This is a genomic window from Catalinimonas alkaloidigena (assembly GCF_029504655.1).
GTDB lineage: Bacteria > Bacteroidota > Bacteroidia > Cytophagales > Cyclobacteriaceae > Catalinimonas > Catalinimonas alkaloidigena.
This window is the reverse complement of record NZ_JAQFIL010000001.1, coordinates 6,400,072-6,425,977: the sequence shown is the minus strand read 5'-3', so window position 1 is coordinate 6,425,977 and position 25,906 is coordinate 6,400,072. Positions and strand designations below refer to the sequence as shown.

At 43.0% G+C, this 25,906-nt stretch carries 25 protein-coding genes; 12 read left to right on the top strand and 13 right to left on the bottom strand.

The window, feature by feature from the left end; translation table 11 throughout:
- Positions 1-10: 10 nt before the first annotated feature.
- Entirely contained in the window at positions 11-2,251 is a 2,241-nt protein-coding gene (locus OKW21_RS26000) for a metallophosphoesterase family protein (protein ID WP_277485352.1), read from the bottom strand.
- Positions 2,252-2,390: 139 nt separating this feature from the next.
- On the opposite strand from OKW21_RS26000, the gene OKW21_RS25995 reads away from it, so the two are divergent.
- The 3 genes from OKW21_RS25995 to OKW21_RS25985 all read left to right on the top strand — a co-directional run bounded on the left by OKW21_RS25995 (position 2,391) and on the right by OKW21_RS25985 (position 6,374).
- Positions 2,391-3,911, top strand: coding sequence for a xylulokinase (locus tag OKW21_RS25995; protein ID WP_277485348.1), 1,521 nt, complete (start codon positions 2,391-2,393; stop codon positions 3,909-3,911).
- Positions 3,912-3,975: 64 nt separating this feature from the next.
- Positions 3,976-5,307: a xylose isomerase gene (gene xylA, locus OKW21_RS25990; protein ID WP_277485346.1), complete on the top strand. Its 1,332-nt coding sequence runs from the start codon at positions 3,976-3,978 to the stop codon at positions 5,305-5,307.
- Positions 5,308-5,396: 89 nt separating this feature from the next.
- On the top strand, positions 5,397-6,374 hold the full coding sequence (locus OKW21_RS25985; RefSeq protein WP_277485345.1) for an ROK family protein: 978 nt from the start codon (positions 5,397-5,399) through the stop codon (positions 6,372-6,374).
- A 5-nt stretch (positions 6,375-6,379) separates the two neighbouring features.
- On the opposite strand, the gene OKW21_RS25980 is transcribed toward OKW21_RS25985, so the two are convergent.
- The 3 genes from OKW21_RS25980 to OKW21_RS25970 all read right to left on the bottom strand — a co-directional run bounded on the left by OKW21_RS25980 (position 6,380) and on the right by OKW21_RS25970 (position 8,591).
- A complete protein-coding gene (locus OKW21_RS25980) occupies positions 6,380-6,778 on the bottom strand; it encodes a YccF domain-containing protein (protein WP_277485342.1) in 399 nt (132 codons plus the stop codon).
- Between the two features lie 247 nt (positions 6,779-7,025).
- Positions 7,026-7,478, bottom strand: a complete 453-nt coding sequence (locus OKW21_RS25975) for a DUF2383 domain-containing protein (RefSeq protein WP_277485341.1) — start codon at positions 7,476-7,478, stop codon at positions 7,026-7,028.
- 804 nt (positions 7,479-8,282) lie between these two features.
- Entirely contained in the window at positions 8,283-8,591 is a 309-nt protein-coding gene (locus OKW21_RS25970; protein ID WP_277485339.1) for a PepSY-like domain-containing protein, read from the bottom strand.
- Between the two features lie 315 nt (positions 8,592-8,906).
- Here OKW21_RS25970 and OKW21_RS25965 point away from each other — a divergent pair, with 315 nt between their 5' ends.
- Positions 8,907-9,497: a carbonic anhydrase gene (locus tag OKW21_RS25965; protein WP_277485336.1), complete on the top strand. Its 591-nt coding sequence runs from the start codon at positions 8,907-8,909 to the stop codon at positions 9,495-9,497.
- A 50-nt stretch (positions 9,498-9,547) separates the two neighbouring features.
- On the opposite strand, the gene OKW21_RS25960 is transcribed toward OKW21_RS25965, so the two are convergent.
- Genes OKW21_RS25960 through OKW21_RS25940 form a run of 5 tightly spaced genes read right to left on the bottom strand, consistent with a single transcriptional unit; the run spans position 9,548 to position 13,603 of the window.
- Positions 9,548-10,162, bottom strand: a complete 615-nt coding sequence (locus OKW21_RS25960) for an HAD family hydrolase (RefSeq protein ID WP_277485332.1) — start codon at positions 10,160-10,162, stop codon at positions 9,548-9,550.
- A gap of 39 nt (positions 10,163-10,201) precedes the next feature.
- Entirely contained in the window at positions 10,202-10,975 is a 774-nt protein-coding gene (locus tag OKW21_RS25955; RefSeq protein WP_277485330.1) for a TIGR02757 family protein, read from the bottom strand.
- A 9-nt stretch (positions 10,976-10,984) separates the two neighbouring features.
- Complete coding sequence (locus tag OKW21_RS25950; RefSeq protein WP_277485327.1) at positions 10,985-11,593, bottom strand: hypothetical protein; 609 nt, start codon at positions 11,591-11,593, stop codon at positions 10,985-10,987.
- A gap of 59 nt (positions 11,594-11,652) precedes the next feature.
- Positions 11,653-12,807, bottom strand: a complete 1,155-nt coding sequence (locus OKW21_RS25945) for a LysM peptidoglycan-binding domain-containing protein (RefSeq protein ID WP_277485324.1) — start codon at positions 12,805-12,807, stop codon at positions 11,653-11,655.
- Positions 12,797-13,603 carry a DUF4905 domain-containing protein gene (locus OKW21_RS25940; protein ID WP_277485322.1) on the bottom strand — a complete coding sequence of 269 codons (807 nt, stop codon included), beginning with the start codon at positions 13,601-13,603 and terminating at the stop codon, positions 12,797-12,799. Before OKW21_RS25940 ends, OKW21_RS25945 begins: the two co-directional genes overlap by 11 nt.
- 57 nt (positions 13,604-13,660) lie before the next feature.
- On the opposite strand from OKW21_RS25940, the gene OKW21_RS25935 reads away from it, so the two are divergent.
- Both OKW21_RS25935 and OKW21_RS25930 read left to right on the top strand, forming a co-directional pair.
- A complete protein-coding gene (locus OKW21_RS25935; protein WP_277485320.1) occupies positions 13,661-15,067 on the top strand; it encodes an NfeD family protein in 1,407 nt (468 codons plus the stop codon).
- Between the two features lie 133 nt (positions 15,068-15,200).
- Entirely contained in the window at positions 15,201-17,570 is a 2,370-nt protein-coding gene (locus OKW21_RS25930) for a S9 family peptidase (RefSeq protein WP_277485319.1), read from the top strand.
- Positions 17,571-17,640: 70 nt separating this feature from the next.
- Here the strand turns inward: OKW21_RS25930 and OKW21_RS25925 are convergent, their stop codons facing one another.
- Positions 17,641-17,823, bottom strand: coding sequence for a hypothetical protein (locus OKW21_RS25925; RefSeq protein WP_277485317.1), 183 nt, complete (start codon positions 17,821-17,823; stop codon positions 17,641-17,643).
- A 147-nt stretch (positions 17,824-17,970) separates the two neighbouring features.
- Between OKW21_RS25925 and OKW21_RS25920 the strand changes: the two genes are divergently transcribed.
- Entirely contained in the window at positions 17,971-18,411 is a 441-nt protein-coding gene (locus tag OKW21_RS25920; protein WP_277485313.1) for a peptidylprolyl isomerase, read from the top strand.
- 36 nt (positions 18,412-18,447) lie between these two features.
- Here the strand turns inward: OKW21_RS25920 and OKW21_RS25915 are convergent, their stop codons facing one another.
- On the bottom strand, positions 18,448-19,353 hold the full coding sequence (locus OKW21_RS25915; protein ID WP_277485311.1) for a DMT family transporter: 906 nt from the start codon (positions 19,351-19,353) through the stop codon (positions 18,448-18,450).
- On the bottom strand, positions 19,350-20,360 hold the full coding sequence (gene dusB / locus OKW21_RS25910) for a tRNA dihydrouridine synthase DusB (RefSeq protein WP_277485309.1): 1,011 nt from the start codon (positions 20,358-20,360) through the stop codon (positions 19,350-19,352). The genes OKW21_RS25915 and dusB overlap by 4 nt, the downstream gene beginning before the upstream one ends.
- Positions 20,361-20,601: 241 nt before the next feature.
- On the opposite strand from dusB, the gene OKW21_RS25905 reads away from it, so the two are divergent.
- From OKW21_RS25905 to OKW21_RS25885, 5 genes are all read left to right on the top strand, one after another.
- On the top strand, positions 20,602-21,552 hold the full coding sequence (locus OKW21_RS25905) for a CPBP family intramembrane glutamic endopeptidase (protein ID WP_277485306.1): 951 nt from the start codon (positions 20,602-20,604) through the stop codon (positions 21,550-21,552).
- Positions 21,542-21,751, top strand: a complete 210-nt coding sequence (locus OKW21_RS25900; protein ID WP_277485304.1) for a putative signal transducing protein — start codon at positions 21,542-21,544, stop codon at positions 21,749-21,751. The genes OKW21_RS25905 and OKW21_RS25900 overlap by 11 nt, the downstream gene beginning before the upstream one ends.
- Positions 21,732-22,562 carry a phosphatidate cytidylyltransferase gene (locus OKW21_RS25895; protein WP_277485302.1) on the top strand — a complete coding sequence of 277 codons (831 nt, stop codon included), beginning with the start codon at positions 21,732-21,734 and terminating at the stop codon, positions 22,560-22,562. Before OKW21_RS25900 ends, OKW21_RS25895 begins: the two co-directional genes overlap by 20 nt.
- A gap of 86 nt (positions 22,563-22,648) precedes the next feature.
- Positions 22,649-23,923 (top strand): Glu/Leu/Phe/Val family dehydrogenase, encoded by a 1,275-nt coding sequence (locus OKW21_RS25890; RefSeq protein ID WP_277485300.1) that lies wholly within the window; start codon positions 22,649-22,651, stop codon positions 23,921-23,923.
- Between the two features lie 95 nt (positions 23,924-24,018).
- Complete coding sequence (locus tag OKW21_RS25885; protein ID WP_277485298.1) at positions 24,019-24,687, top strand: phosphatidylserine decarboxylase family protein; 669 nt, start codon at positions 24,019-24,021, stop codon at positions 24,685-24,687.
- Positions 24,688-24,744: 57 nt separating this feature from the next.
- Here OKW21_RS25885 and OKW21_RS25880 read toward each other — a convergent pair whose 3' ends face one another.
- The gene (locus tag OKW21_RS25880) at positions 24,745-25,905 is read right to left on the bottom strand and encodes a serine hydrolase domain-containing protein (protein ID WP_277485296.1); all 1,161 of its coding nucleotides are present in this window, start codon (positions 25,903-25,905) and stop codon (positions 24,745-24,747) included.
- Position 25,906 lies beyond the last annotated feature (1 nt).

Sequence of the window (25,906 nt, the reverse complement as noted above, 5' to 3'; positions counted from 1 at the left end):
CTTAAGATGTTCAGTTCTGCGGTCCTGTTTGTTTGGTAGTGAAGATATATCTGTGTTCTCCGGCAATGTGCGTGAAGGGGGTATATTTGCCAAGCCACCATACGCTATCGTTTGGCATTTGGTTTACGGTTTTGCTTCCGGCTTTGCTAATCAGCCCAGGTGAAGCACTTTTTTCAAGTTGGAGGTCGTCAAAATAGATGCTAAATGGATAATCATGCCCGTCATTGATCGTCCATACTCCCAGGTTAATCACGAGCCGGTCAGCTTGTAGATTTGCAAACTTCTGGCCGCTATGCTGCTCAAAATCCCGACCTATGTTGAGGGTAGCCTGATGCCATTGGTCAGGAGCGCTATCCAGGCTAAGATGGATGGGATCGGTCAGCTCTTTTTCTTCTTTGGTTTCTATACCAGTATAAGCAGTCCCTGTCCAGTAAAGTAAGCTCATTCGTTTAAAGGACCTGGCAAAAGCTTCTACCCAGACAAATGCACCACACCAACCCTGTAAATCACTGTTTTTTCCATCCACGCTATATTTTAGTTTGAGTAGAGGAGGTTGATCAGCCTGCCATCGTACTGCCTGACAAAGCCGGTTGATCGTCTGAGGCAGGCGATCCTGGCCAGGGATATCGTAGCCCCGCTTATGGCTATGCAGATAGAGGGCATGGAAACCATTGTGGTCATAAACAGGGCGAACTTCACAGATATTGGAAGGATTTTGATCTTCGGTATATACAAAGCGGGGTGTCCAGCCTGTGAGGCCCTGTTCAAATCCTCCATTGAGGAGCCTGGATTGGGCAGGAAGCTGCCATTTGTTTGTGAGCCAGAGGGCATATTTTTCTTCGTCAAACTCAGGCAAAGCTTCCGGATAAGGAAATTCTTCTTCGGTTACCGTCTTAAATTTCACTGCAGCTTCTTTGCCTTTAACGTCTACAATAGCTACGCCCTGACAAGGTCCTCCGGCAAAATCTTCCTCTCCAAAAGCCCGGGGGCGATAGCCCGCCGCTGGCAAATTGATCATCTTCATCCCCTTATAGGTCACCGCTGTTTTAAAAGAAGTTTTGATAGGTATATGTACATGTCCACTGAAGATGTAGCGTACATTTCCATGCTTAGCTAATATATCCAGCAAAGTGCGTTTAACAGTTACAGATTCGGCATAATTGATTAGCGGATCAATACCAATAGGATGGCTGGGAACGTGCTGGAAGAAAAAAGTAGGACGGTCCTTATTTCTTGCCAGGTCTCTTTCCAGCCAGTCAAAATAATGAGGATGTGTTTCCCAGAAGTTTAGGCGGAGCGGATCAGGCCATACGATAAAGTGCCATGCCCCCAGGTCAAAGGCGTAGAGCATCAACTCCATTCCGTTCATCGCCTTTTGCGCGGCAAAATAGTTGTTGAAAGCTTGCATGTTATAGCCTGGTGTAAATACAGCTTGGTAGCGAGTTTCATGGTTGCCAATAGCGTAGAGAACAGGTGTTTTTAGCTTGCTAAAGAAGGTTTGCATCTGCACAAAATTAGCCATCTGCCCCTGGCTGTCTACGATGTCGCCCAGCACCAGAGTAAACTGCGGTTGGCTGCTCAGCTCATTGACCCGCTGCACACAATCTTCCACCCAGGCATTATGGATTTTCATTCGGGTAGGCCAGTTTCCTTCCTCCTCAGGATCTCCGCCCTGAGGGTCCGCCATAATGACAAAGCTGAAATTACTGCCCGCTTCTTCACCACCTACATCTTTCAGGTTGATGCTTCCTATTTCTTTGTCCAGTAGTAGGTTAGCCGTAATTTTACTGTCATCGATGTTGGTGCTAATTTCTTCTTGCTCGACAAGCTCTGCCAGCGTAAAGCTGAAAGCCTGTATTTCTTCCAGCCGGATAGTGGTCTTTTCCTGTGCGCCTTTGAGCCACAATACTAATACGTCGGTTTGCATTATGCTGGCAGATGATATAAAGCTTTGATTTTCAGAGGAAAAGTCATCTTCTTCCGGCTCAAAAAAGTAAGCTTTGATTCTGTCAACTTCGGCTCCTATTACTTTTATGCTGCCCTCAATAGTGCCCAGCTTATCTTCGCTCTTTGCACTAAAAGCAAGTCGTACAGCGATCTCCCCTTCTTTTGTCATCGCGTCTTTCAGCGTGCGTACTGATGGGTAATGGTAGGGAGAAGGTGAGGCGTTATCTTTATATAAGCTTTCGTGAGCCAACAAAAAAGTAGAACTGCGCGCTCCAAGGTTCTTTATAAACTTTCTTCTTTTCATTGCGTGAGGTAAGTTGCTGAATTCACCTATGTTCGTAAAACACAGGGAAGCTTATTCCCCTAAACTACATAATTCTCAGATTTTTTTAATAATCTTGTAAAGATTGTAATTTAGACAACTGACCTTACTTTTTGAGTTTATGACCGACAGTTCCGAAGGCTTTTTGCTAGGGTATGATTTAGGAAGCTCTTCCATCAAGGCAAGTTTGGTGAGCGTAGCGGATGGAGAAGTACTGGCGAGTGCTACTTCGCCTCAACAGGAGATGGCTATGGCTGCTCCTCAGGAGGGCTGGGCTGAGCAAGATCCGGAAATGTGGTGGGAGCACATTATCAAAGCTACGCAAGCTTTAAAAGCCCAACACGGAGCCGCACTAGCGCAGGTAAAAGCCATTGGTATTTCTTACCAGATGCATGGTCTGGTGCTGGTAGACAAAGCGCATAAGGTGCTTCGCCCTTCCATTATCTGGTGTGATAGCAGAGCAGTGTCAATTGGCCGTCAGGCATTTGAGGCTTTGGGAGAAGCATACAGTCTGGGCCACCTGCTTAACAGTCCCGGTAATTTTACTGCTTCTAAAATTAAGTGGGTAAAAGAGAATGAGCCAGCTATTTACGCTCGTATCTATAAGATGATGCTACCCGGAGACTATGCCGCCATGAAATTGACCGGAGAAATTTGTACAACAGTGTCAGGGCTTTCCGAAGGTATCATGTGGGATTTTCGTGAGCAATCCATAGCAGCAAAGTTACTTGCGCATTACGGCATCAACGCTGATTTTATCCCTGCTGTAGTACCTACTTTTGCTGAGCAGGGCAAGGTGACTGCTGAAGTAGCTGACTTATTAGGTTTGCCAGTAGGTATACCGGTGGCTTACAGAGCGGGAGATCAGCCGAATAATGCTTTATCGCTTAATGTGCTGGAGCCGGGAGAGGTAGCGACTACCGCCGGAACATCAGGCGTAATCTACGGTGTAAGTGATCAACTGGATTATGATCCGCAGTCCAGAGTAAATACTTTTGCTCATGTGAATTATAGTAAGGAGCATCCTCGCTACGGAATATTGGCCTGCGTAAACGGAACCGGAATTCAGAATAGCTGGCTTAAGAACAATATGATGGGAAGCGACGCTGATTATGAGTCTATGAACTTATTGGCGGCCCAGGTACCCATTGGCTCATCCGGAGTAATGGTTTTGCCTTTCGGAAATGGTGCGGAACGTACACTGGCCAATGCGGATATAGATGCGCACATCCACGGTATAAAATTTAATACTCACAGTCAGGGACATATTCTAAGAGCTGCTCAGGAGGGTATTGTCTTTGCCCTGAAGTATAGTTTTGACATTATGCAGGGGATGGGCATGCAGATCAAAAAAGTGAAGGCCGGGCGTGCTAATATGTTTCTTAGCCCAATCTTCCGTGAGGCTTTTGCCAATATTACCGGAGCAAAGGTAGAACTGTACAATACAGATGGTGCCGCCGGTGCGGCAAGAGGTGCTGGCATGGGAGCTGGCGTATACACTGATTTTAAAGAGGCATTTGCCGGTTTAAAACAGGTAGGAGAGGCTATTCCTGAGCCAAAAAAACAGGAAGCCTATCAGGAAGCCTATAAATGTTGGCACGGCGTATTACAACAAAAGCTAGAACTAGAGGGTAAGAGCTAAAGCTTTTGTCCCTAACTTTTAACTTTCAACATTTAACAAATAACTTTAAACTATATAACCAACCATGACAAAGGGAGTACAGACATCCGAATTTTTTCCAGAGATTGGTAAAATTAACTATGAAGGCAGAGAGTCCGATCATATTTTTTCGTATAAATTTTATGATGAAGACCGAGTGGTAGGCAACAAAACCATGAAGGAGCATTTGCGTTTTGCAGTGGCGTACTGGCATAGCTTCTGCAACGAGAACAGTGACCCTTTTGGCTCAGGCACTCGTGATTTTCCCTGGAATACGAGCAAAGATCCAATGGATAATGCCAAATATAAGCTGGAAGCTGCCTTTGAGTTTTTTACCAAGCTGGGGGTTCCCTATTATTGCTTTCATGATGTAGACATTGCTCCGGAGGGAGATACCGTATCTAAATCTGAGAAGAATCTTCAGGAGATAGTGGAGATGGCGAAGAGCTACCAAAAATCTACCGGGGTGAAGCTCCTTTGGGGTACAGCTAACCTGTTCTCCAACCCTCGTTACATGAATGGTGCTTCTACCAACCCTGACTTTGAAGTGGTGTGCCATGCCGGAGCACAGGTAAAAGCGGCACTGGAAGCTACCGTAGAACTGGGTGGCGAAAACTACGTGTTCTGGGGGGGGCGTGAAGGCTATGCTGCGCTGATCAACACCAATATGAAGCGTGAACTGGACCATATGGGGCATTTTCTGCGTATGGCACGCGACTATGGTCGTAAAATTGGCTTTAAGGGAAATTATCTCATTGAGCCCAAACCAGCTGAGCCTTCTAAGCATCAGTATGATTTTGATTCTGCTACCGTAATAGGATTTTTAAGAAGTCAGGGGTTGGCAGATGACTTTAAGATCAACGTAGAGCAGAACCACGCAATCTTAGCAGGACACTCTTTCGCTCATGATCTGCAAACTGCTTCTGATGCTGGGATGCTGGGTAGTATTGATGCTAACATGGGAGACGTACAGAATGGCTGGGATACCGATTACTTTCCTACCGACCTTTACGACAGCATTCATGCCATGATGATTGTTCTGCAACAAGGGGGAATCGCTCCCGGAGGACTTAACTTTGACGCCAAAGTACGACGTACTTCCTCAGATTTAGAAGATCTATTCATTGCACATATTGCCGGAATGGATACTTTTGCCCGTGGTTTGTTGATCGCCCATGACATTATGGAAAATTCAAACTTCCTGAAAATGAAAGAAGATCGCTATGCCTCTTTTGACTCAGGCAAAGGGGCAGAATATGAAGCAGGTAAGCTTAAACTGGAAGACTTACGCAATCTGGCAGAACAGCAGGGAGAACCTAAGAAAACCAGTGGAAAAATTGAGCTTTACGAAACTATTATCAATAATTATATCAAATGATATAAAGGCCAAGCAATAATGTAATTAACACGGCAGAATATTCCTGGAGTAGCAGGCTTCAGGCTTATTTTGTTTCAACGCGTAATGATATGAAAGAAGTAGCCCTCGGTATAGATATAGGTGGAACCAATACCAAGTTTGGTTTCGTGGATAGAGATGGTAATATGTATGGTGAAACATCCATTTCTACAGTCAAAACACCTCCCGGTGATGTAGATGCTTATCTTAAATATATCCATGAAGAAGTAGAAGCGCTTCGTGGACAGATACCAGAACAGTTGAATATTGTAGGGGTAGGCATAGGTGCACCCAATGGTAATTATTTTACAGGTACCATAGAGTATGCGCCTAATCTTTCTTTTCGGGGTATTGTGCCACTGGTAAAGCTTTTTCAGAAATACTATAATGTCCCCATGGTCATGACCAATGATGCCAATGCTGCTGCGATCGGTGAGATGATTTATGGTGGTGCCAAAGGGATGAAAAACTTTATCATGATTACCCTGGGCACTGGCTTAGGAAGTGGTTTCGTAGCTAATGGCGAGCTTATATACGGTAATGATGGTTTTGCGGGTGAAATGGGACATCTACTGCAAGATCCTAAAGGCAGGGTGTGCGGTCTGGGTCGTAGAGGGTGTCTGGAAGGTTATGTGTCTGCTACGGGTATCAAAAGAACAGTATTCACACTTTTGGGAGAGATGATTGAGGATAGTCCTTTGCGTGACGTGACTTTCAATCAGTTGACCGCCAGCATGATTACTGATCTGGCAAAAGAGGGTGATCCAATTGCACTTGCTGCTTTTGATCAAACCTGTGACTTACTGGGTCAAAAACTGGCTGATGCTACCGCTATCTTTAGCCCTGAGGCGATCTTTCTGTTAGGGGGATTGGCCAAAGCGGGCAAGGAACTGCTCTTTGATCCTACAAAAAAATATATGGAGCACTACATGTTCCAGGTATTCAAAAATAAGGTAGAGCTTTTTCCTTCTGCTCTTGAACATAGAAACGCGGCCGTATTAGGCGCTAGCGCCCTTGCCTGGAAGGAAATGGGGATAAACGTAGATTAATATTATTATTGGGTCAGTCCATCGGCAGGACGTACTCCCCCGAACTCATAACCGAATGGAGTGAAACTTAGCTTCATCAGCTTAAAATGTTGTAAGCCGAAAGGAATACCAACAATCGTAATACACAAGCCTATGCCTAGTACAAGATGGGTAAGTGTGATCCATATCCCTCCCAGCAAAATCCATAACACATTTAAAATAGTAGACACACCCGATCCTGTATTGGGTGTGTTTTGTATTTCATTCCCAAATGGCCAGAGGCTTGCGCCGGCCAGTTTGAAGGATTGAATGCCAAAAGGAATACCAATGATGGTGATACACATCAGTATACCGGCAATCAGGTATTCAAGAGCAATAGCAAAACCACCCAGGATAATCCATAATATATTGCCAATTAGATTCATGTGAAGAAGAAATCGTTAATGAATTGTTAAGAACAAGCTGAAATAGCAATGCATTTCTAAAACAGCTTATTGGAGAAAAGTGTTGGTAACAGTTTTCTTGGCAAGAAAAGTAGGAAAAAATATACTGACTTGAGAAGGTTGAAAATTTCCCAGACGTATCAGGATTACTTTCAAGATAAGTAATACAGAGAAAATAGATAAACAAAAAGCCAGCTCAATTTGGGTTGTGCTGGCTTTCTTGAATAATTTATAATGTCAGCTTGGCTGAGGTTCGTAAGCTCTTAAGATCGTGTAACGCTAGCTTTACTGATTCGCGCTGACCTACGATCAAATTTCTGGTTGACTCATCAGCATCTGCCATACCTTCTGCATATTGCGCCAAAGAATTTAGCTCATGTCTTAAGCAGTTTTCTAAGGTCTGATCGACAGTATTAAGTAAGATGAGTAAATCGGGCTGGGCAAAAGCTTCCTGAATATAGTCTGGATCCATAGGTCCAGTATTAGGTTCTCCTCCCAGAAAACGAATTTCTTCACGGGTAGATTTGCGGAAATTTTCTCTTTGCTCTGCCAGGCACATAAACAACCCTTTTATTGAAGGGTCATCAATTTCTTCTGCAGCTTTATGATATCCTTTTTTTGCATCAATGCTTTTGGTAAGCAAGCTGTTTAATTGGCTTAATACTTCTAATTTTTTGCTCATCACTACGGAGATATTCAAGTTTATTAATAGTCTAAAAAATTTAATTCGTTATTATATACGCAAAGTTAATACCTTTAGTGCAACTATTTTTAAAAAAATAATAAATTTTTTTGTTCTTTCTAACAAGGTGTTAAAATAATATTATTGCAAGTGATTATATAACAAAAATAAAATCGTTTCCCTTTTCTATTTCAACATTTTATGCTGAAAGCATCAAGTATTGTGCAATAGAATATGGTAATATATCCTATATACTAAAAACTTCTCAACTTACAGTATTTTATTTTGAATATAAACTTATTTATATATACAATATTTTGAAAATTTTGTTTAAATCAAAACATACATATCTAAAATTGCTTAACTTTAGAGATATATATTAGTAAGTGCCAGGTAATAATTTGTAACCTCTCTTGTGGAAAGTATTGCCCAGCTGTGGGTTTATTGACCAAATCGGGATTACGGCTATTATCTCAATACATTAACTCAACGGTTGGGATAGAAAGTAGATACATTGCCCAGATTAAGAAAAAGTTAATTATTCTTTAGGAAAAAGTACATAGAAAATACCTCTTTAGAGGTTCGGCGCTTCATCTTTAGTTGTTTTGGGTAGAGGATGCAATTGGCTTGGAGGATCTGATAATACGGGTATTCACCATGCTCATATTATTTTTCAATACTTTTTCTTTGTATTTGATGCGCATGATTCTGCTACAAAAGAAAAACCTGCCTTCTAAGAAGACAGGTTCAAGACTTCCGGTCGTCAGCATCCGGAAGTTTGCGCATATGTATTAAACAAATAAACTACTGGATAATATTTCCTTCAGCATCAAATATAAGTGTTCCGTTCTGTGTTCCGTCACTAATTGTTAACTCATATTGTGCACCTTCTTCTGTGGTTATTTCATATACCTTTGAAACTTCCCACTGGCCATACTGTGAATTTTCAAAAGCAGTTCTTACTGCCTCAGGTAGTGCTTCATATTTGATTTCGGTACGTTGATCTTGCAAAAGAACGATCTCATTACTCTTTGACAATGGCTGTGCGGTGGTTTCCATATTTGCAAAGGAAAAAGCTCCTAGTGCAGCTAAAGCGATGATTGTACGTTTCATATCAAAAAAATTAATGATTAAAATAAGATTAAAAAGACAATTGCATATGTTAAATAACAGTGCCAATAATCGTAATAAATTGATTAACAGTTAATTATGAGTATATATTATATTTTTCCCCATTCGTGAGATAGTATTTTTCGAACACTCAGTACTCAAACTGTGTAAATACTCCACAACTAGTTAGTGATGTGAACACTATAATTTGGTCCTACAATCTGGACTCAACCAAATGAAAATTCCAGATTTAATAAAATTGCTTTATATTCAACACCTCACAATTTTTTAATTTTATAATAAGAAACATTTAACCTTATGAAACCTACTATTGTACCTGCCGAAGAGGCACTCAAACGACTTCAGGAAGGAAATCAGCGATTTGTTGCGGAAAAAAGAAACCATGCTCATGAGGACAATGAATATCGTGTGTCTTTATCCAAAGGGCAGGATCCTTTTGCGGTAATTTTGGCTTGCGCTGATTCTCGTGTCACGCCCGAAATTCTATTTGACCAGGGATTGGGTGATCTTTTTGTAATCAGAGTGGCAGGAAATGTAGCTAAAGAAAAAGTAACCGGCAGTATTGAATATGCAGTTGCCCACTTAGGTGTACGCCTGGTAATGGTTTTGGGACATCAGAACTGTGGGGCTGTGGGGGCCAGTATGGGGGTAGCAGAGCTCTCTAAAAACCTGCAAGCTCTGGTCAATGAGATTAAACCTGCTGTGCATATGGCAGAAAAGAGCGGAGAAAAAGATGTGTTGAATACTGCAGTACGGTATAATGCTCAATTGGTAGCCGCAAAACTTAGCGAATCACAACCCACGCTTTATCCAGCTGTAGAAAATGAAGGACTGAAAATAGTACCTGCTTACTACAAACTCGAGACAGGAGAAGTAGAGTTACTATAATATCTCACACGCATATGCTAAGACAAAAGCCAAGGAGACTTGGCTTTTTTTTATAGTGTAATACCTGCTTTCTTAAGCTCAGCTGAAAGGTCTGTGTCAGGTTTTAGGTGAATCCCTCTTATGCCGAGCCGACGTGCACCCTCGACATTTTCTTCAACATCATCAATAAATACACACTTTTCCGGACACAAAGCATTACGCTCCAGTAATACCTTATAAATTGCTGCTTCTGGTTTAAGTAGTTTCTCCGTTCCTGACACGACAATATCCTTAAAGTAATGCAGGAAATTATACTTTCTTAAAGCGATAGGAAAAGTCTCGTGTGACCAATTGGTAATAGCATAGAGACCCACTTGCTTATCCTGATGTAGTTTTTCCAAAACCCTTACATTATTATCAAGGGTGCCTCCCAGCATCTCTTCCCAGCGAGCAAAGTAACAGCGAATCACTTCTTCATATGCCGGATAGACAGCAGCCCTTTCTTCAGTGGCTTCTGCGAAGGTACGTCCTCCATCCTGTCTACGATTCCAGTCGGCATGGCAAACCTCTCTCAGGAAAAAATCTATTTCCTTCTCATTTCCGAAAATTTTGCCATAAAGGTATCTGGGGTTCCAGTCAATTAATACTCCACCCAGGTCAAAAATCACAGTATCAACATGAGCCATAATAGAGTGCTTAATAAAAATTAATATTTGATGAAGGCATTATTTCATTCGTTCTTCTATCCCCAGTCCGAAAAGCGCAAAGTCATATCTGACCGGATCTTCAGGGTCAAATTGACGAAGGTTTTGTGTTAGCTCCAGTGCGGTTTTCCAATCCGTTTGTGTTCTTCTGATCAGGCCCAACCTCCGGGCTACCCGGTCAACATGCAGATCACAGGGGCAGATAAGTTGAGAGGGTTTGATCTTATGCCATAAACCGAAGTCAACCCCCTTGTCGTCCTGACGTACCATCCAGCGAAGATACATGTTTAGTCGCTTACAGGCTGAGTTTCTCGCCGGAGTAGCGATATGTTTACGAGTTCTTTGGGGAAAATCGGGTAGACTGAAGAAATGCTCATGAAAATGGATGAGTCCATTTTCTACATCAGAATCCGAAGGCTTAATTGCTGTTGCAAAAGCATCTTCCAGAGAATCGTGCTGCTGATAGTAATGCTGTAAAAACGCAATGAAATACAAAGCGTCAGTAGCGTTAAAAGTACGGTGTTTAAAATCCAGAAAACGTTTGAGGTCATGCTCCTGGTGGTGCAAAATAAAATCATGTGGCACATGATCCATCAACGCAAAAAACTCCTGGCATTTGCGGATGATCGTTTTCCGTTGACCCCAGGCCAGTACCGCTGCTACTAGCCCGCTGATTTCAATATCCTGCTTTTTTTGATAGGTGTGCGGAATACTGATGGGGTCGTCTTCTATAAAAGCCGGACAGTTGAATTCCTCTGCTTTGGTTTCAAGCAGTTCCAAAAGACTTTGATCCAAAATCAAATTTTAGAGTGCGGCTTTAAACTGAAGGTCTGCTGCCTGAATAATTAATTTACCTTCTTCTTTTTTCTCGTCAAACCAAAGGACAATCTTATCGGCCTCCTGCTCGACCTTCCAGGTAAAAGATTTGATGGTTTTGAGGTGATGCAGAGTGCCGGTCTTGGCATTCAGAAATACCAGGTCAAAGTCCGGTAATTGTTTGGGAGTCAGTGTATTCCATTTTTGAAGAAGCACGCCATCAAAGCAAGGCACCTGAAAGCTTCCAAAGTAATGCTCAGAAAGCTCCTTGATAGCTTTATTCGCTTTCAGCTTATAATAAGCCGGACCGAACATAATTTCATCTTCAAACTTACTTTCGATCTTCAGAGGGCCGATATGTGCAAATGGACTCCAGCTAGAGACTTCTTCTGTGGATTGTTTGTCCTCATTGTGTTGGGGATTATCTTTCCAGATTGGAAGCATGGAAATAAGTCGGGAGAGTAACGAAAACAAATGTATCACTCCTATGCAAGCGAATGAAAACAGCAGAATGAAAGGATACATAAGCGTAAAAAGCCCGGTCCAGATAATACTCAGAATGGATTTTTTCTCGGAAGTTGGTTTGTTTGTTGGCATATTCAATATTTATGATAATACAAATAAACCCAAATTAAGCGGTTTAGTTCGTATTGTGCTTATTGGATATAAGTGATTTCTACCGGAAAGCGTTCATTTATACCTCCCAACTTTTCATATGCGGCTTGTGAAATGCGTATGGCAACCTTATTGTTGACGCCAGTGTTGGGCAATTTACCCACCACACGCACAAAAACCGATAGATTATTCATCTCATTGCGTATCTGCATGATGGTGCCTACCGGTGCGGAGCGATGCAGGGCGAGGAATTTTTTAGTCTCAATGCCGCCTTCAATAGCGGCGGCAAAGCCCATCTCATTTTTCTTTTCGTATTCAGAAAGCGCTTTCTTCTCAGAAGCCTTAATAGCCTGAATCCGTTCTTTTTCCAGTGCCAATGCTTCGGTCCGGGTGAGCCTACGATCATATACTTCTTCCTCCTCCTCATCGTCTTCCTCCTCTCGCTCGTCTACATTGCTCATATTATTATCAGGAATAGGATCTGGAATAGTGGCGGTATTCACCCTGGAAGCAGAAACTGTAAGTTCAGGAGCATCCAAAACCTCTCTATCCCGAATGATTAGCTTCTGCCCGAAATCAATGCCTTCGTTTGAAAGTTTGTTGCGCTGCTTAAGTTCATCCACAGATACACCATAAGAACGAGAGATTGCAAACAAAGTCTCTCCCGGCTGAACAGTGTGAGTGACATATTTTTTCTCATCTATACTGTTCTGAAGCTCTGCTGGCTCACTATCATTAATCTTATAGATTACTATATCCTGGCCGATAGATAGGGTCTGGTTGCCGAGTGCATTCCAGCGCTGAATTTCATCTACCGACACATCGTAATTTCGGGAGATGCGGAAAAGGGTTTCTCCTTCTTTGACAGTATGAATATTTTTTTGCCCCCGGCTAAGCTGGGGAAAGAGAGGTACACGTAAGCTGTCACCGATATCCAAGTTATCTATATTTATGCCTGTATTAATTTTTCGGATGGTCTCAGCTTCAGTATTATACTTACGGGATAAGGCAAACAAAGTCTCTCCGGGGCTGACTTTATGAATGATGTATACTTCACCTTCAATACGATCAATGCCCACAGAATCCTCGAGAACATTTGTGGGAATATTGGGTAAGTAAAGGGAATTGCTCCACCCTCCGTAAGAGATACCAAACATACTTACCAAAGTGAATACTACCCAGATCTTAAATTGCATAACTAACCAGCTCTCTTTTTCGCTTAATAAACATCAATTGATTGCGGATGATCATAAAAGTTCCCAGACCTAATTGAGATAGCTGATCATCCATTTTTTCGTGCAGTTGTAGTGTCCCCTCTTTATCTATTACCAACAAATAATTAGCCAAAGCCTTATTCTCCTGGATATAATAGCTTATATAAATAAATTGCTGGTGTTCAAGGTACTCGCAGCCTTTAATGGGCTGTAGGTTCAGGTATTCCAGTACAAATTTACGGACCGTCTCAAAGTAAGCATCCTCCTCTGTGTAATGAAACGGATGACGAATATATTTATTTTCAACTGAGAAATTTTGTAGCGCTGCGAAAGCCTCTTCTTTTGAAATTTCCTTTTCTGCTTCATCCTCCAGAGAGATACACTTATACACAGTATCTCCTTCTACTTTCTCGTAGCCATAAATTTTTCGGTTTTTTACATCAATGACCTGCAAATTTTCACTTTCCCAAATGATCTGCTGGGTGTTTACATCAAAAGCGAGGAAGGATTTTTCGTCAGGGTTATCGGAATTTTCAAAAGTGTGCAGCACAAGTATATCCTGGTCGGCAACGCTCATTCCTATCCACCAGCTTTCCTTAAATCTCAGATCTTGCCAGACCATCTCTTTTTTTGTAAGCTGATAAGCCGCAAAGCTAACCTGATGTGCTTCCTCATCCCTTAATTCCAGATAAAGATAATGCGCGTCATGGTCAGTCAGTAGGTTCCAGATCTTGGCCGAAAAAGAAATAGAAAATACAGAAATCAACTTTTTTGGCAAGGTGGTGGTTTTTTAGTTATAATTAGATTCTTATAAGGTCAAGGACAATTCAAATTTATGATACTCAAAAGCAATCGCAAGTGGCCTGTCGCTTTTTTATTGGGCTTACTTACCCTGCTAAGCTTAAACGCTTACGCACAGCCAGATACTACCGCACAAGAAAAGCCCCAGGTACTGGTGTTGGAGCTGCGCTCTGAAATAGACGCCCGCACCAATCGCTATGTAGAACTTGCCTTTGGAAAAGCAGAGGAAATTGAGGCAGACTATATTGTGATTGACATGGATACTTATGGAGGGGCACTGTACGATGCCGATGATATCCGTACCCGCGTTCTGGAGGCTGAAGTGCCTGTATATGTATTTATCAACAAAGATGCTGCCTCCGCCGGTGCTCTTATTTCCATTGCCTGCGATAGTATTTACATGGCTCCCGGGGCCAGCATAGGAGCGGCAACAGTGGTAAATGGCGGTACGGGTGAAGCCGCTCCCGACAAGTATCAGTCGTATATGCGCTCTATCATGCGGGCAACCGCTGAAGCTACCGGGCGTGATCCACAAATTGCAGAGGCCATGGTAGATCAGGAACTTGAAGTAGATAGTATTTCAGATGCGGGAGAAGTTATTACCTTCTCTACCTCTGAGGCGATCAAATATGATTACTGTGAGGCCCAGGTAACAAGCATAGAAGAAATATTGGAGCGAAGCGGATTGGAGGAAGGTGAATACACCCTTACCGTTTTTGAAAAGGGAGTTACCGAAGAGGTCATTGCTTTTTTTCTCAATCCGTTTATTAGTGGAATATTGATTTTAATCATGCTGGGAGGGGTATACTTTGAGTTGCAGACACCGGGCGTAGGTTTTCCCATATTGGCCGCAGTAGTGGCTTTGGTGCTTTATCTTATTCCTCATTACCTCAATGGTCTGGCTGAAAACTGGGAAATAGCGGCCTTTTTTGTAGGAGCGGTGCTTATTGTCCTGGAGGTATTAGTGATTCCTGGCTTTGGCGTAGCAGGTATTGCGGGGCTTACGCTGACCATCGGGTCTCTCATCCTGGTGATGCTCAATAATAATGATTTTGACTTCTTTTTTGTAGATTCCAGTGAGGTGCTTAGTGCAGTAGCTACCACATTGGCGGGAATGCTGGGAGGAATTATACTGATGTTTTTCGGTGGAGTGCGCCTGACAGACTCGGCAGCTTTTAGACGGATTGCCCTGGAAACCACACAGTCACGGAGTGAAGGCTACACTTCCAGCACAAGAGAAGGGTCATTTATTGGTAAAGAAGGAGAAGCGTATACGGTGTTACGCCCCAGTGGAAAAATCATGATAGAAGATGAACTCTACGATGCTTATACCCGTGGCGACTATATTGATCGTGGTGAGAAAATTGTAGTGGTAAGTGAAGAAGGCACTTCCTTACGGGTAAAGCTGGCAAAAGACGTCCCTGCAGAAGGACTCAGTTGATGTATTGGCAAATTGTATTACAACTGGTTTTGACCTCTTAGCTTAAGCTTCGAGTTATTGCTCAAAGAGGGACACTTTGCTTTCACGCTACTATTGGCGTAATTTTCCCATTTTATTGTAAACCTGACCTCTTATGAAAAAGTTGTTTACGCTACTTTTCTGTGTAGTATCTCTGTATACCTATGCCCAGGAAAATAGTTCTTCTCTCTCCATTCCCCAGATCATGCAGGGCGAAGATTTTGTGGGCTACCTACCTGAAGAGATCCATTGGGGAGCTGATAGCCGTACTGTTTATTTCTCCTGGAATCCCGAACAGAATACGCTTCGCAGTCAATATAAGGTCATGCTGTCCGACAGAAATCCACAGCTGGTAAGCCTGGAAGAGCAAAAAAGCATGCCCGCTTTTGGTGGACCATATAATGAAAACAGAAGTCTCAGCCTTTACGAAAAAAATGGCGATATTTTTTTGCTGGACATGAAAGAGCAATCTGTTCGGCAAATTACCAATACTATAGAGCGAGAATACAATCCGCAGTTTTCTGGTGATGAGGACCAAATTATCTTCACCCGAAGTAGCAATCTGTTTGCCTGGGATGTGGAAAATGGGAGTGTGCAGCAGCTTACCAACATCATGAAAGGCAAGAAGGAAGAAGATAAAGAAGCGTGGGCCTATAAAAAGTGGTTGGAAAAAGATCAGTTAGAGCATTTTGATATTCTGGCAGAGCGCAAAGCCACAGAAAAACTGGAAGAAGAAAGAGAGGATAAACTTAAGCCGGAGCGTCCATTGGAAATTTTTACCGGAGAAAAAAATGTGTCTGATTTGCAGCTAAGTCCGGATATGCGTTTTGTGACCTACCGCCTAACCAAAGCTGTGGATGACGAAAGCACTGATGTTCCAGATTATGTTACTCAATCCGGTTTTGTGCAAAATATCTCAGCCCGCAATAAAGTGGGCGCTCCGCAGGATACTTACGAAATGGGTATTTACGATATTAAAGAGGATACCAGCTATGTGGTGGATACCAAACAAATTCCTGGCATCTACGACAAACCGACATTCCGTAGAGAGTATCATCAGGGAGATTCTGTCTACAATGATCAATACGATGAAGCGAGAGAGGTGATCATCCATGGACCTTTCTATGCCGAAGATGGTAAGGCTGTAGTGGTTGTGCGTGCATTGGACAATAAAGACCGCTGGGTCATGCGCCTCAATCCGGCTGATGCCTCTCTAAGTCTGCTGGATCGACAGCATGACGAAGCCTGGATAGCCGGACCGGGTATTCCCTGGTATATTTTTGGTGAGCATAATCTGGGATGGCTTGACAATGAAAATATCTGGTTCCAGTCCGAAGAGAGTGGCTATTCTCACCTCTATAGCCTCAATGTTAAGAGCGGAGAAAAGAAAGCTCTGACCAGCGGTGAGTTTGAAATAACGGATGTAAAACTGTCCAAAGACAAAAAATACTTTTACCTCGTCACCAGTGAGGAAAGCCCCTTTGTACGTCACCTGTACCGGATGCATGCCAGAGGCGGTAAAATGACACAGTTGACTAGTCAGTCAGGGAATCATGAGGTTCACCTTTCACCTGATGAGAAGTATTGGGCTATCCGCTATTCCTATAGCAATCAGCCCTGGGAGCTGTATCTGATGGAGAATAAGCCCGGTGCTGAGATGAGCCGCATTACCAACTCAACCTCCGAAGCGTTTGAGGCCTATGACTGGCGGGAACCAGAAATTATCCGGTTTACAGCCCGTGATGGGGTAGAAGTCCCTGCCCGGGTTTACAGGCCGGAGCATCCCAATGGAGCGGGGGTAATTTTTGTACACGGAGCGGGCTATCTGCAAAATGTGCATCGGTGGTGGAGCAGCTACTTCCGTGAGTATATGTTTCATAACTTTCTGACCGATCTGGGCTATACTGTGATGGACATTGATTACCGGGGAAGCAGTGGGTATGGACGTGACTGGCGTACTGCAATTTACCGTCATATGAGCGGTAAAGACCTGACCGATCAGGTTGATGGAGCAGCTTATATGGTAGAAAGCCTGGGCGTGGATGAAGACCGGCTGGGGATTTACGGAGGTTCATACGGTGGTTTTATTACCATTGCTGCGCTCTTTAAGCATCCGGGCGTTTTTGCCAGTGGAGCAGCCTTACGCTCAGTGACTGACTGGGCGCATTATAACCATACTTACACTTCCAATATATTGAACACTCCGGTGGAAGATAGTATCGCTTATGCCCGTTCTTCGCCCATTTATTTTGCCGAGGGTCTGGAAGACCATTTGCTGATGCTCCATGGCATGGTAGATGATAATGTGCATTACCAGGATGTGGTACGCCTGTCTCAGCGACTAATTGAGTTGGGCAAAGACAATTGGGACCTGGCGGTATTTCCTATGGAGCCTCACGGCTTTAAAGAAGCCAGCAGCTGGACGGATGAGTATAAACGTATTTTTAAACTGTTTGAAGAGACGATAGGAGAACTGGGGAAATAAAAAACACCAGCAAAACTATACGCTACTGGTGTTAAATTCATGTAATATCTCTAAAGCTTTTGCAGAAAAATCAGCTTCCGCAGCCTACACAATCAATAGAAGAATCCATAGGCTTGGTGCCATTGATCTTCATTTTCAGATTGTGAATCTTATCGCGGATTTCCATGTCCTTGAACATGTCACCAGTTAACTGGGATTCCAGAGCGGCAATTTCCTGTTCCAGCGTTTCTTTTGTGGTTTGGGTACTTTCCATAATTAACGGTTTTTGTTGAGCTAACGAGTTGAAGCTATAAAGGTTTCGATGAATTATCAATTCAAACTGTACACAAAAAAGAAAATTGATTTCAATAGCCCGTAAGGAATGTTTAAACTTGCTGTCCAATAAGCAAGTTATACAACTATGAAAACAGCAGAAATTCACACCAATAAGGGAGTCATGAAGGTGGAGTTCTACGACAAAGACGCACCCAAGACCGTAGAAAATTTTATCAAACTGAGCAAAGAAGGCTTTTATGATGGCCTCACTTTTCATCGGGTAATCCCTAATTTTGTTATCCAGGGAGGTTGCCCTCAGGGTACAGGTGCCGGTGGGCCAGGTTATACCATTAAGTGCGAACTGAGTGGAGATAATCAGTACCATGATAAAGGCGTGCTCTCTATGGCCCATGCCGGACGTGATACCGGGGGCTCGCAGTTCTTCATCTGTCACAATCGCGAAAATACTAAGCACCTGGACAGACAACATACCGCTTTTGGCAAAGTAGTAGAAGGTCTGGATGTGATAGATAAAATCCGAAAAGACGATACGATTGAAAAAATTGTAGTCAACGAGCAGGCTTAAAAACCTGCTTTTCTTTTTTTGGGTCAGACTTGATCGCTACAGCCGGTTGGCTACATACACTCCGCACAGAATAGCACCCATTCCCAGGAAGTGATATGCTGACAAAACTTCTCCATCCCATACGCCCCATATTACTGCCACGATGGGAATAAGGTAAGTAACAGAACTGGCAAAGACAGCTGTTTGCATTTGTACCAGTTTGTTAAAAAGGGTTAGTGCTAAAGCAGTTCCTATTACCCCAAGCGCGACTATGGCTAAAAGGGGCCAGAGTGCCGCAGATGCCTGTACATGCGTGGTAAACTGAGTAAAGCTTAGCAAATAAACCAGTGCCAGGGGGCCTACAAAGAGCAAAGAAACACTAGTGATCACCACCGGATGGATCTCGGGCGTGTAATTTTTGATGATATTCAGATTCAGTCCATAGCAGATGGTAGCTCCTATCACCAATAATGCGTAAAGATTGATTTCACCGAGATTGTTCCCCGTGCCTCCCAGGATCAGGATAAGAGAGCCAATAAAACCTATGCCCAGCCCCGTACCATTCTTTGAAGTAATTACCTGCCCAAAGAAAGCTGCTCCTAATAGTAAAGTACAGAGTGGCGTTAAAGCATTAAGGATACCAGTAAGCGAACTGCTGATAGATGTCTGGGCTGTGGCAAATAAAAAAGCCGGTATAAAGCTGCCTACAAAACCAATAATAAGTAAGATCCATTTTTGCCTTGTGGCTAGCGTCCGTATTTTGGGTGCGGCTATTGGAAGCAAAAAAAGTGCAGCCGACACAATACGTAAGGCGCCAACTTCACCGGCAGAAAAGGCATTTAATCCCTTTTTAATAAGAATAAACGAACTCCCCCATACCAGGGCCAATACGCCCAGGATCATCCAGGGTAGCCACTGAGAAGATACTTTTAGTGATTTTTTATATCGTAGGGCCTGTTTCATCCGGCTGCGATCGCCTCCTGACGGAAATAGCCGTCGTATGCTTCCGCCACATGCTCCAGCAGATCACTGATCTCCGCAGCAGAATCTGACTCTACCAACTGCATGCGATATTGTTTAAAGCCATGAATTCCCTTGAAATAATTGGTATAGTGGCGACGCATTTCAAAAATTCCTTTGCGCTCGCCCTTCCATTCTACAGAAAACTCCAGATGTTTTTTGGCGGTGGCTACTCTTTCTTTCATCGTAGGTGGAGCTAATTTCTCTCCTGTCTGTAAAAAGTACTTGATTTCCCGAAAAATCCAGGGATAACCGATAGCCGCTCTGCCAATCATGATGCCATCCACACCATATTTATTTTTATATTCCAGCGCCTTCTCAGGAGAGTCAATATCACCATTTCCAAAGATCGGTATATGGATATCAGGGTGGTTTTTTACTTCCGCAATATAGTCCCAATTGGCTACCCCTTTGTACATCTGCTTGCGGGTGCGTCCATGAATGGTAAGCGCTTGTATGCCCACATCCTGCAGACGCTTAGCGGCTTCCAGGATTTTGATAGAGTTATCATCCCAGCCCAGTCGAGTCTTGACAGTAACGGGCAGGTTAACCTGTTTTACGATTTCAGCGGTCATTGCCTGCATTTTAGGAAGGTCAAGCAGTATTCCTGCCCCGGCGCCTTTACAGGCTACTTTTTTCACCGGACAGCCATAGTTAATGTCTACCACTTCCGGGTTTGCTTCTTCGGCAATCGCTGCTGCCTGGCGCATAGGGTCTATCTTATCCCCAAAAATCTGTATGCCGATAGGACGCTCATAGTCATAGATATCAAGCTTTTCTACGCTTTTCTCAGCGTCACGGATTAATCCGTCGGCAGAGATAAACTCAGTATACATCATATCTGCTCCATTTTCTTTACAGACTGCCCTGAAAGGAGGGTCGCTTACGTCTTCCATAGGAGCGAGTAGTAAGGGAAATTCTCCGAGTTCTAAATCACCGATCCGTACCAAGTTTCTGTTTTTTTGGAATTACAAATTGAAGACAAAGATAATAAGAAGTATTCGCTATATTTTCTCAAAATTGTCTTAGTAAGTACAAAATTTAGCTTGTTAATGTTTCTTTTTGCCATTAAATGCTTAAATAAGAACCCCTAAGAGGAAATCACGTAACTTTAGGGCAATACAAGCTGGTTTTATTATGGTAGACCGGATGATTAACCTATTATCACCTGTGCTAAGACTGATTGACTGAATGAGAAAAGAATCGGAAGTATACTATGCAGAGCCTAAGCGGAGCGTTATCGCCTCTGTTTTTCTCCTGATAGGCTTTATTATGCTGGGCCTTATACTGGGAAACATATTAGGGATGTTGATTTCCCTGCCACTTTTTGATGCTGATTATCAAAGCATGGCTTCGGCATTTTTAGACCCTACCTCTTCACCTAATTCTAGAAAAGCCTTATTAATAGTTCAGGCATGTAGTTCACTATTTGGCTTTATATTATCCCCTCTGGTGTTTTGGAAACTGGTAGAGAAGAGAAGCTTATCATCCCTCTTTGATGATCATTACTTGGAAATTACACTCGTCTTGATGGTAGGACTTATCGTAATCAGCTTTATGCTGGCAAATTCTATCGTAATTGAGTGGAACATGAACCTGGACTTCAGCCAGTTTTCAGGAGCTTTTGAGGAGTGGGCTAGCGCTAAAGAAGAACAACTCAAGGAGCTAACGGAATATCTTACCCGTTTTGAATCTATTGCGGGTTTATTGGTAGGCTTGATAGTAATCGCAGTATTACCTGCCATAGGAGAAGAGGTGGTCTTTCGGGGCATGGGTCAGCGCATGTTTCAGTCTTTGACCAAAAACCCTCACGCAGGTATCTGGATTGCCGCTTTTCTGTTTAGCTTTATTCACCTTCAGTTTTACGGCTTTTTTCCGCGCTTTCTGCTGGGAGCTTTGTTTGGGTACATTTATTACTGGTCGGGTAATCTATGGTATCCTATTTTTGCGCACTTTGTCAATAATGGTTTTACCCTCATTATGTTATACTTATATCAGCAGGATGCTACTGATCTGAATGTTGAAGCCACTGAATCAGTCCCAATAGTTACTGCGCTCCTTGCCCTTTTAGTTACTATAGGTTTGCTCTATTACTTTAGAAAAAGAATTTCTCAGTTAAGCCTAACACAGGATGAACAGTAAGTGGCAGAAAGTGTATACTACGCATATGATGTACCGGGCTGAGATTGTCAAAGCGGTACTGGAAGATCACCATTTAAACCCGGTACTGGTTGATAAGCAGGATACTTCTTATCATTTTGGTACCATAGAGCTGTATGTAGCTCCTGATGAAGTGATAAATGCTATGAAAATCATTGAAGATGATATCAGTTTTAAATAAATACAACAACATTACCCAGAGGATAGTCACGGCCGTAGTAGGTATTCTGATCATTATTTTTTCGGTGTACTTCAGCATGTGGAGCTACTTTGTACTTTTTTTTGGCATATGTGTGCTCACGCAGTTAGAATTCTACAAACTCACCGGCTTGGACGGTATGCTTCCGCTCAAATCTACCGGCACTTTTGCCGGAGCCTTAATTTTCTGCCTTAGCTTTTTCGTAGAAAGTGGGTTTTTAGAACCCAAATATTATTTGGTGATCTTTCCGGTAACGGCGAGTGTTTTTTTTATCAAATTGTATAAAAAATCAGACAAAAAACCTTTTACCAATATTGCTTATACCCTATGTGGGATATTTTATGTTGCCGTGCCCTTTGCGCTTCTCAACGTGATTGCTTTCTCCCGCGGAGGTTACAGTTTTCAGATCGTATTAGGCATTCTCTCCCTCTTTTGGGCTAGTGACTCAGGTGCATATTTTGCAGGAGTTAAGTATGGAAAAACGCAGCTTTTTGCCAGAGTTTCACCCAAAAAATCGTGGGAAGGAAGTATAGGGGGCGCAGTAACTGCCTTGATTACAGCAAGTTTGCTTTCCTTGTTTTATCAGGACCTGAGTTCCTGGCAATGGCTAATAGTTGGTGCTATTATTGTTGTGGCAGGTACCTATGGTGACCTGGTAGAATCGCTTTTCAAAAGAAGTATTGCGATCAAGGATTCGGGCTCTAAGCTACCAGGACATGGTGGTTTTCTTGACCGTTTTGATGGTTTGTTAATTTCATCTCACTTTATAATGCTTTTTTTAAAAATTTTTTAATGTTAGTATGTTTTTTGAAGGTTATGAAAACTGTCATCAAATAATGTTTCGTTATTTTACAAAATATTTAATTAGTAGCTATTTATATGACTTACGTTGAACCGGCTCCCATAAAGGATAAAGAGAATCCTTTTGAGTCTATGATGTCGAGATTTCACATTGCTTCTCAAGCATTGGGACTGAATGATGAAGTGTATAATGTATTAAAAACTCCGGTAAAGCAGGTAATCGTTTCCTTACCCATCACGATGGATGATGGGTCTATCAGGGTTTTTGAAGGTTACAGGGTGATCCATTCCAATATTTTAGGTCCTTCTAAGGGAGGTGTGCGCTACGATATGGGGGTGAATCTGGATGAGGTAAAGGCGCTGGCAGCCTGGATGACCTGGAAGTGTGCCGTAGTAGATATTCCTTATGGAGGGGCTAAAGGGGGCATCCGTTGCAATCCACGACAAATGTCTTCCGGCGAAATCGAAAGACTGACGCGCGCATATACCCAGGAGATGATTAATATCTTTGGGCCTGATCGTGACATCCCTGCTCCTGATATGGGAACCGGACCTAATGAAATGGCCTGGCTGATGGATGAATACTCTCGGGCTCATGGTATGACGGTCAATTCGGTAGTCACAGGAAAGCCTTTGGTATTAGGAGGCTCTCTGGGTCGTACAGAAGCCACTGGTCGTGGAGTGATGGTATCTGCTTTCGCAGCGATGGAAAGGCTGAAAATCAATCCATATAAGGCTACAGTAGCAGTACAGGGCTTTGGTAATGTGGGGTCATTTGCTGCTTTGCTGATGGAAGAACGTGGTTGTACAGTAGTAGCAATCAGTGATGTCACAGGAGCTTACTATAATGCAGATGGTATTGATATCAAAGAAGCTCTCAACTATCGCACTGCCAATAATGGTACATTAGAAGGCTTTAGAGGAGGGGATAAAATAGACGGAGGGGAACTGTTAACACTGGAAGTAGATATTTTGGTGCCAGCCGCGATGGAAGATGTAATTACTGTCAGAAATGCAGAACGTATCCAGGCCAAATTGATTGTAGAAGGCGCAAATGGCCCTACTTCTGCCAGAGCAGATGATATTATCAATAGCAAGGGCGTACTTGTAGTACCTGATATCATGGCCAATGCGGGGGGGGTAACGGTATCTTATTTTGAATGGGTACAAAACCGATTAGGGTACAAATGGACGCGTGATAGAGTAAATCGGCGTTCTGACCGTATCATGAAAGATGCTTTTGAGCGGGTATATCAGGCTGCGGTCAAATATGGTGTGTCTATGCGGATTGCTGCCTATATTGTAGCTATAGATAAAGTTGCCAATACCTACAAATATCGCGGAGGCTTCTAGCATTTTATAATTTAGGCATTGGTTTGATGAACAAATCCTCTTATTTAGCAGTATCATTTGTTGTAATTCACTTAAGATACTTTTTATAAGTCTCTATGAAGATTCATAAAGAAGGACGTACACTATTGATAGTACTGCTAATCATTTTGGTAGTAGCTAACCTGTTGCTTATTAACCTACTGCCGGGCAGACAGGAGTTACACAGGGCTACCATGATTGCCAGCACTATATTTTATCTGCTCATTCTCCAGTTTTTCAGAAACCCCAGGGTGATTGTACAGGGTAGTGAGGAGCAGGTGCTTGCCCCCGCCGATGGTAAAGTGGTAGTAATTGAAGAGGTAGACGAGCACGAATACTTTCAGGGCGCTAGGCGCCTGCAGATTTCTATTTTTATGTCTCCCATCAATGTGCATATCAACCGCAATCCGGTCTCAGGGGTGATCAAATACTTTAAGTATCATGCGGGGCAGTACCTGGTAGCCTGGCACCCTAAGTCAAGTACTGACAATGAGAGGACGACAGTGGTAGTAGAATTACAGAATGGCATAGAGGTAATGGTACGTCAAATTGCCGGAGCTATGGCCAGGAGAATAAAATGGTATGTGGACGAAGGAGATAAGATTAAACAGGGCGAAGAGTTTGGCTTTATCAAATTTGGGTCAAGGGTAGATGTGTTTCTGCCAATAGGCTCATTGGTAAAGGTGAATATCGGTGACAAAACCAAGGCTGGACGTACCGTAATTGCAGAGCTTCCGGAAGGTTAACCGCTGAGATAAATTAATAGGATAATAAAAGTGGAGCCATAAGCTCCACTTTTTTGTTTATAGTGCTCTTGTCACCAGTCTCATCATTTCACCGATCTGAGGTGGATTGAGCCAACGGGTGACTACTATCAGGTCATTTTCTTGATCTACTACAATGAAGTTTCCGCCGAAGCCAGCTGCATAGTATACTGAGCTGCTAACACCTTCCCACTGTTGGTTTCCTTTGTTCAGCCACCACATATAGCCGTAGCTCTCATTGCCAGGAGAGGATTGCTGTAAACCTTTTATCCAGCGTTCAGAAACAAGCTGCTGGTCTCTCCATTTACCATTTCTTAAGAAAAGCAGGCCAAAGCGTGCATGGTCAAGGGTGTTGATGAATAGTCCTCCTCCCGAATGGCCACCACCACTCACTGACTGCATTTTAATACCATCTACATTGACAAAAGAGTTCTCATATCCATACCACCGCCAGGTAGAAGAAGCCCCGATCGGGTCCATAATTTTTTCCTTAAGCACCATAGGTAGCGGTTTTCTCCAGACTTGTAGTAGAGAGTAGGCCAGTACATTTACCCGTACGTCATTATATTCGAAATTTGTTCCCGGCTCAAGTAATGTACGGCTCTTCCAGTCATCAATCCCTCCCCCATTTGGCGGACGGTCAGCCCAATCGTACATGCCAAATAAGCTGCCTGACCAGTCAGAAGACTGATGCAGCAGGTGCTTCCATTGAATTTTACTATTATGTTCACTTTCAAATGTGCCATCCCATACATAAGCTTGTACAGGATCATCAACATTTCCAATCAAGCCATCATCAACCGCTAAGCCAGCTATGGTAGAAAGATAACTTTTGGTGACACTAAAGGTCATATCCACTCGTTCTACATCACCCCACTTCGCTACGATATAGCCATCTTTGATGATCAGACCTGCCGGCCCTCCTCTTTCTTTTACCGGGCCTGCCAGTTTGTGATACGGTTCTCTTTCAAAACCTTTGAGGATAGCAATACGCAGGTCGCGGGCACCTTCGTATTCGTGTTCCCGGGCAAATGTTATCGCTTCATTAAGTTTACTGGCATTTAGCCCTGCTTCTTCCGGAACTCTTTCTTCCCACTTATTTTTCTCAGGATAGTAAACATGCTGAGCCTGTAGATCCCCAGCCCATAGAAATAGCGAAAGCAGCATTAGTACTGCTTGATTAGGTATAGTGTTAATCATG